Annotated in this window: 2 protein-coding genes; both read right to left on the bottom strand. The window is 42.1% G+C overall.

Translation table 11 applies throughout. The features are described 5' to 3' along the window. The coding region (locus HMPREF1116_RS09410; RefSeq protein ID WP_000786812.1) for a CshA/CshB family fibrillar adhesin-related protein at nucleotides 1-4,228 on the bottom strand (4,228 nt) is incomplete at its 3' end. Nucleotides 4,229-4,490: 262 nt separating this feature from the next. Continuing rightward, on the bottom strand, nucleotides 4,491-6,630 hold a 2,140-nt coding region (locus HMPREF1116_RS09405), incomplete at its 5' end, for a hypothetical protein (protein ID WP_000474327.1).

Here is a 6,630-nt window from a genome sequence, read left to right as displayed (position 1 = left end):
CTGTGTATGTACCAACACCGTCAACTGTCTTGATAGTTGAGCCATCGTCGAAAATAGCTGGAACGTCACCGTTCATTGGTACACGGCTGTCACCTTCAGTGAATACAGGTTTACCTGTTTGAGTGGCACCTTGAACATCTGTTGATTCAGCTGGTGCTGCAGTTGGTTTAACCGGTGTTACTGTTGGTATGTAGGTTGCAGATGCTTTGGTTCCGTTCTTATCTTCACGGACAACCGTTACGGCCGGTGCTTTACCTGTGAATGACTTTTCAGGAACAAAAGTTACTGTTCCATCTGCAGCTACTGTATATGTACCAACACCTTCCACAGTTTTAGTCGTTGAACCATCATCAAATGTTGCCGGAACAGCTTCGTTGATCTCAACAGTCTTCTCGACACCGTCAACAGTTACAGTTCCACCCTTGAATTCAGGTTTACCTGTTTGAGTTGCACCTTGGATGTCAGTTGATTCAGATGGTGTAGTTGTTGGGGTTACTGGAACAATTTCAGGTGTGTAGGTTGTATCAACCTTAATACCGTTTGAGCTTTCAGCTTGAACCTTGGCTGGTGTGACTGCACCTGTGTATGATTTATCAGTTGGTGTGAATGTTACAGTACCAGTTGCTGGATCGATCGTGAAAGTACCGATTGGCGTTGTACCATCTGCAGCATAAGCTGGCGTAGTTGTAACTTCATTACCATCTTTATCCAAGAGCTTATAACTATTTGATTTAATGGTTACAGGTTTATCTTGACCATTTACTTGGACAGTTGTTCCTGCGAAGGTTGGTGTGCCTGTTTGAGTGGCACCTTGGATATCTTTAGATGTAGCTGGTTGAGCTGTTGGAACAGCCGCTACAACTGTTGGTGTATAAATTGCATCCGAAGTGATTGTCGCCGTCTTATCGTTCGCATTTGTAATAGTCGCAGTTGCTTGAACTGTTACACCTGTTGCAGTTCCAACAAAGTCTTTTTCAGGTGCGAAGGTAACCGCTCCTGTAGTAGGATCAATTGTATATGTTCCTTCGCCTGCTACTTTCACACTGGTTTCATCAGTAGGCTGGCCAGTTGCTGGATCTACTAATTTCCTGCTAGTAATCTTCGTAGCCTTGTCATTGCTTAACTCAAATGTAGGTGTTTGAGTTTGAGGGACATTTTGCACATCCTCAGAAACCTTATTAGTAGAGCTGATTGTGGCTGGGGTTACTGTTGGAGTATACTTAGCAGTAGCTGTTTTTATAAATTCTGACTGAACTTGTTTATTTTTATCTCGTCCAACTGGTGCAGTAAGTGAAACTGTTACTCCCTTAGCAGTGCCAGTAAATCCTGGTTCCGGCACAAAGGTAACTTTCCCAGTCAAATCGTCTAAGTAGTAAATCCCTTCCCCTTCTACAGTTAGAACAGGGTCATTGATAACCTTGCCAGTCGTAGGACTCACAAACTTAGCTGGATAATCAAAATCAGGTGTGATTTTAACTTTCTCACCATTACTATTTGTTCCTTCAAGAGCAAATTCTGGAGTAGCTATTTGACTAGCTCCTTGAACATCTGTTGAAGTTTTATTTTCACCTTCGATATCCTTTGGAGTAACGGTTGGGATATAAAGTCCATCCATTGTATTTATCAAAGTATCAACATTAGCTTCATTGGCTGGAAATTTAGTTGACCAACCTGTGTCGTAGCCATTACTATCTGTACGACGGATAGAGATTCCATCAGCTGTTCCTAAGAAATTATCTTCAGGGATGAATTCTACATCTACGTCTTTACCATTTGCGGTAATTTTATATTTACCTTGACCTGGTACGACATAGTAGCCTTCAGCATCCAAAATAGCCTTGTTCCCATTTGCATCGACAATGTATGGTGCTACTGTTTCATCAATTTTTGCTGATTCAGTTAAGCTATAGCCTTGCAAACCTCGAGCAGTAAAGGCTACAGTTGCTGTTTGTTTAGCAGCTTGAAGACCAGAAGTTTCCTTGAATTCCCCTTTTGGTGGGTGCGTAATTTGAGTCTTGAAGTCTTCTACTTCTCCTGAGAAGGCCATACCTGTTGGGCTTTCAATTTCTTTAGCATTCTTAGCGATACGAAGACGAACCCCTAATTCAGTAACACTAGGGTCAATATAAGTTTTGCTGTTTGCAAATGTTAACTCAACTATACCATCTTTCGTAATAGTAGCTAAATTTGAACGCTCGTCTTCATCGAAGGTTCCATTTTGATTGAAGTCTACCCAACCGTAGATATTTGCCTGTGCAGCCCCATCAGTATGGGCTTCAACAGAAATCTTATAATTACCTGGTTTGGTACGGTCCATCTTGATCATCTCATTGGTTTTCCCTTTAAGATTATCTGGAAGCAATTGGTCGATTCCTTCATCAGCCGTTGTCGCTTTATCGTCACCAGTCCAATCAAGGGTATTGTTTTCATCCATATCAGGACTCAAGTGGCCGAGATAAGGTTGGTTTACTTTCTTACCGGTAATCCCATCCACAGTTGCAATTGAATGAACTGCCTTGCCGTATGATTCAGGAGCATCTCCTTCATCAAGTGGGAAGAATCCAAGCATGGCTGATTGTTTACCTGAAGATGCGATATACAAGCCAACTTCGGACGCTCCACGTGTCATAACAAGGGGAACAGCAGCAATACTTGAAATATTTGGTCCAAAGACCCCTGTTCCGAGACCTCCAGTTGTTAAATCGGCACTTCCAAAGTACTTCCAAGCAACCGCTTTTTTATCTGGCCCAACTTGATTTGAACGTCGAAGTAGGTCAAGGTTCAACTTATAGTAGCCCATGCCATCTATATTAGTGGCAGGGTTTGGACCGAATAAATTGTCTGTATCTTGTGGAATATAAGTTTTATTATTGCCCTTGGGCCATTCCCCAATATGTTGCCAACCTTCTCCGTTTGTGGTGAACATAACCATTTCACCAGGGTTAGCGGACTCACCATCCGCCATGACAATGGCAGGTTTGACCACTTTTCCACGGAAGGTCGCAGAAACTTCAAACTGAACACCGATATTCCCACCTTCAAGTTCTGAACTGATAGTAGTTTTCTTAGTTGTACCAGTGTCAATACCTTCTTTTTTAATTTCAGTCCAACGGTTTTGAGCTTCGGCAATAACTTTAGCTTCTTCACCAGCAGTAAAAGCTACTCTCGTAGCAGGTGTATTAGTCGCATTCCCATAACCATTTCTTGCATTTGGATCATAGGTCGCTTTTTCAGCTTCTGTTGCTCCTCGGTCTTCAAGGCGTTTTTTATAAAGTTCTGTCGCCTGGAAGGGTTTCAAAGATTTAACCTTGATGGTAACCACATAACCCGGCATAATTTCCTTAGTATAGGTAGCCCCAACTTGGAGAGCAAGGTCACCTTTTGATGTTGTTGTGGTTCCTGTCCAGTTAGCTACATCGCCAAAGTCCAACCAAGAGATTTGGCTGGCTATGTCTTTAGCATTGATATTTGTTGTAAAGCCAGGTTTTTCTACCTTTGGAGTTGAAGTTGCGTCTTCAACGTCTGCACCAATTCCAGTAGCTGTTGCAGTATCCGCACGAAATGCTGTATTTTTATTAATCTCCTTACCATTACGAGGATCGTTCTGACCTGTATTTGCGATTGCATTTGTACCTTCTGCTGGCTGAGTATTTGCTGCTGGTTTTCCGATACTTTCTTCAGTTTTTTCAGTAACTTCAGCCTTAGCTTCCACAACTGGTTTTGCTTCTGCTACTACCTTATTTTTAAGTTTTGCATTTACCGTTGTTACAAGTGATTGATAAGCAGCATCCAACTCAGCTTGACTTTCAGCAGAGACAAGAACATTCTTAGCATTAACAAGACTTACTTTTAAAGCATCAATACTTTCATCAGTCTTATTGCTATATTTACCATTTGTCAGGTTTGTCTCAATCTCAGCAATATAGGCTTGTAATCTTGTTTGATCTAGTTCAGGCTTAGTCTCAGTTGCAACTGGGACAACTGGAGTTGCCTGATAAGTTGTAGCATCTTCTTTCTCAGCTTGAGACGTAGAAAGAGATTCTGGCTGTTCCTTTTCAGTTGTCACAGCAACCTCGTCAGTTTGCTTATTCTCAGCGACTTCTTCAGCTGCTACTCCTGTAGCAGTTCCAAGCATAACTAAAGTTCCTAGTAAAACTGAACAAACTCCTACATTTAACTTACGAATTGAAAATCGACTAATACGATCATTAAACAGATCATTTTTCACTAATATTACCTCCGAGTTGCATAAAATTTAACTTAGTTTAGAATAAATATGTATTTACTATCCATTATATTTCGTAAACTACTCGCTGTTATATTTTATCATGTCAGCCGTTGAATACCAAGCATTTTGCTCAATTTTTCTGAAAAAAATTTCTACTTTTATAGTTCAAATTATTCAGTAAATCATATAAAATTCAATATACCTTTTCTATATATTTAATACAAAAAAAGAGGGATAACCCTCTTTTTGTTTAAGCATTATTTTATTCACTTACTTCAACAGTTTCAACGACTTCTTCTACAGTCGTATCTACTGAAGCTTCTTCTTGAGAAGATGCTAGGTAAGACTCTTCATTGATAGCTTGTGGTTCAAGGTTACGGTAACGTGCCATACCTGTACCAGCTGGGATAATCTTACCGATGATAACATTTTCCTTAAGTCCAAGGAGATGGTCTTTCTTACCGCGGATAGCCGCATCTGTAAGGACACGAGTTGTTTCCTGGAAGGAAGCTGCTGACAAGAAACTATTTGTTTCAAGTGAGGCTTTGGTGATTCCCATAAGGACTGGACGACCTGTCGCTGGTACTCCACCTGCGATGAGAACGTCCTTGTTAGCATCTGTAAAGTCGTTGATGTCCATAAGAGTTCCCATGAGAAGATCTGTGTCCCCTGGATCCATAACACGAACTTTACGGATCATTTGACGAACCATTACCTCAATGTGTTTGTCTCCGATTTCTACCCCTTGGCTACGGTAAACTTTTTGTACTTCACCGAGAAGGTAGGTTTCAACTGACAAGACATCACGTACAGCAAGGAGACGTTTTGGTTGGATAGAACCTTCTGTCAATGCCGCACCACGAGAAACTTGGTCTCCAACTTCGACACGCATACGGGCTGTAAATGGTACCACATATTCGCCTTCTCCAGTTTCACCTTTAACGAAGACTTTCTTAGTACGAGTTGAAGCATCTTCTTCGATAGCAGTAACTTGTCCTTTAACTTCTGTGATAACCGCTTCCCCTTTAGGATTGCGGGCTTCAAAGATTTCTTGGACACGAGGAAGACCCTGAGTGATATCGGTATTTGAGGCAACCCCACCCGTGTGGAAGGTACGCATTGTAAGCTGTGTACCAGGTTCCCCGATAGATTGGGCAGCGATTGTACCAACTGCTTCACCAACTTCAACCGCATCACCAGTCGCCAAGTTGATACCATAACAGTGACGGCAAACACCATGACGAGTGTTACATGTAAATACTGAGCGGATGGTTACTTCTTCAACACCAGCATTAACAATTTCACGAGCCTTGTCTTCTGTGATCAATTCATTTGGACCAATGATAACTGCACCAGTTTCTGGGTGTTTAACAGTTTTCTTAGTGTAACGACCATTGAGACGTTCTTCAAGAGACTCAATCATCTCTTTACCTTCAGTGATAGAACGGATCAAGAGACCACGGTCTGTTCCACAGTCATCCTCACGGATGATCACGTCTTGGGCAACGTCAACCAAACGACGAGTCAAGTAACCTGAGTCGGCTGTCTTAAGGGCCGTATCGGTCATACCTTTACGAGCACCGTGAGTTGAGAAGAACATTTCCAATACAGACAAACCTTCACGGAAGTTTGAAAGGATTGGCAATTCCATGATACGTCCGTTCGGAGCAGCCATCAGACCACGCATACCGGCAAGCTGTGAGAAGTTTGAGATGTTACCACGGGCTCCAGAGTCCATCATCATAACGATTGGGTTCTTCGGATCTTGGTTGGCAATCAAGCGTTTCTCAAGTTTTTCACGGGCAGCACGCCATTCAGCTGTAACAGCATTATAACGTTCGTCGTCTGTGATCATACCACGACGGAATTGTTTAGTGATTTGTTCTACACGTTTATGTGATTCTTCGATGATTTCAGCCTTGTCTTCAACAACTGGAATATCGGCAATACCCACTGTCAAGCCTGCAAGAGTTGAGTGGTGGTAACCGAGGTTCTTCATACGGTCAAGTAGGGCAGAAGTTTCTGTCGTACGGAAACGTTTGAAGATTTCAGCGATGATATTTCCAAGGTTTTTCTTCTTGAATGGAGGGTTAAGCTCAAGTTTGCTGATAGCCTCCTTGATATCTCCTCCTAGTGGCAAGAAGTATTTATCTGGAACACCTTCTGTCAAGTTAGCATTGTTTGGCTCTTGCAAGTAAGGTAGACCTTCTGGCATGATATCGTTGAAGAGAATCTTACCAACAGTTGTAAGCAAGACTTTATGTTTTTGCTCTTCTGTCCATGGTTTGTTCAAGCTATCTGTTGCGATACCAACACGTGAGTGAAGGTGAACATAACCATTGCGGTAAGCCATGACAGCTTCGTCACGGTCTTTGAAGACCATGCCTTCACCTTCACGACCA

It is taken from the genome of Streptococcus sp. SK140, from assembly GCF_000259525.1.
In the GTDB taxonomy this organism is placed as follows: Bacteria; Bacillota; Bacilli; order Lactobacillales; family Streptococcaceae; genus Streptococcus.
Note: the sequence above shows the minus strand (reverse complement) of the source record. Positions and strands in the feature narration are given on the sequence as shown.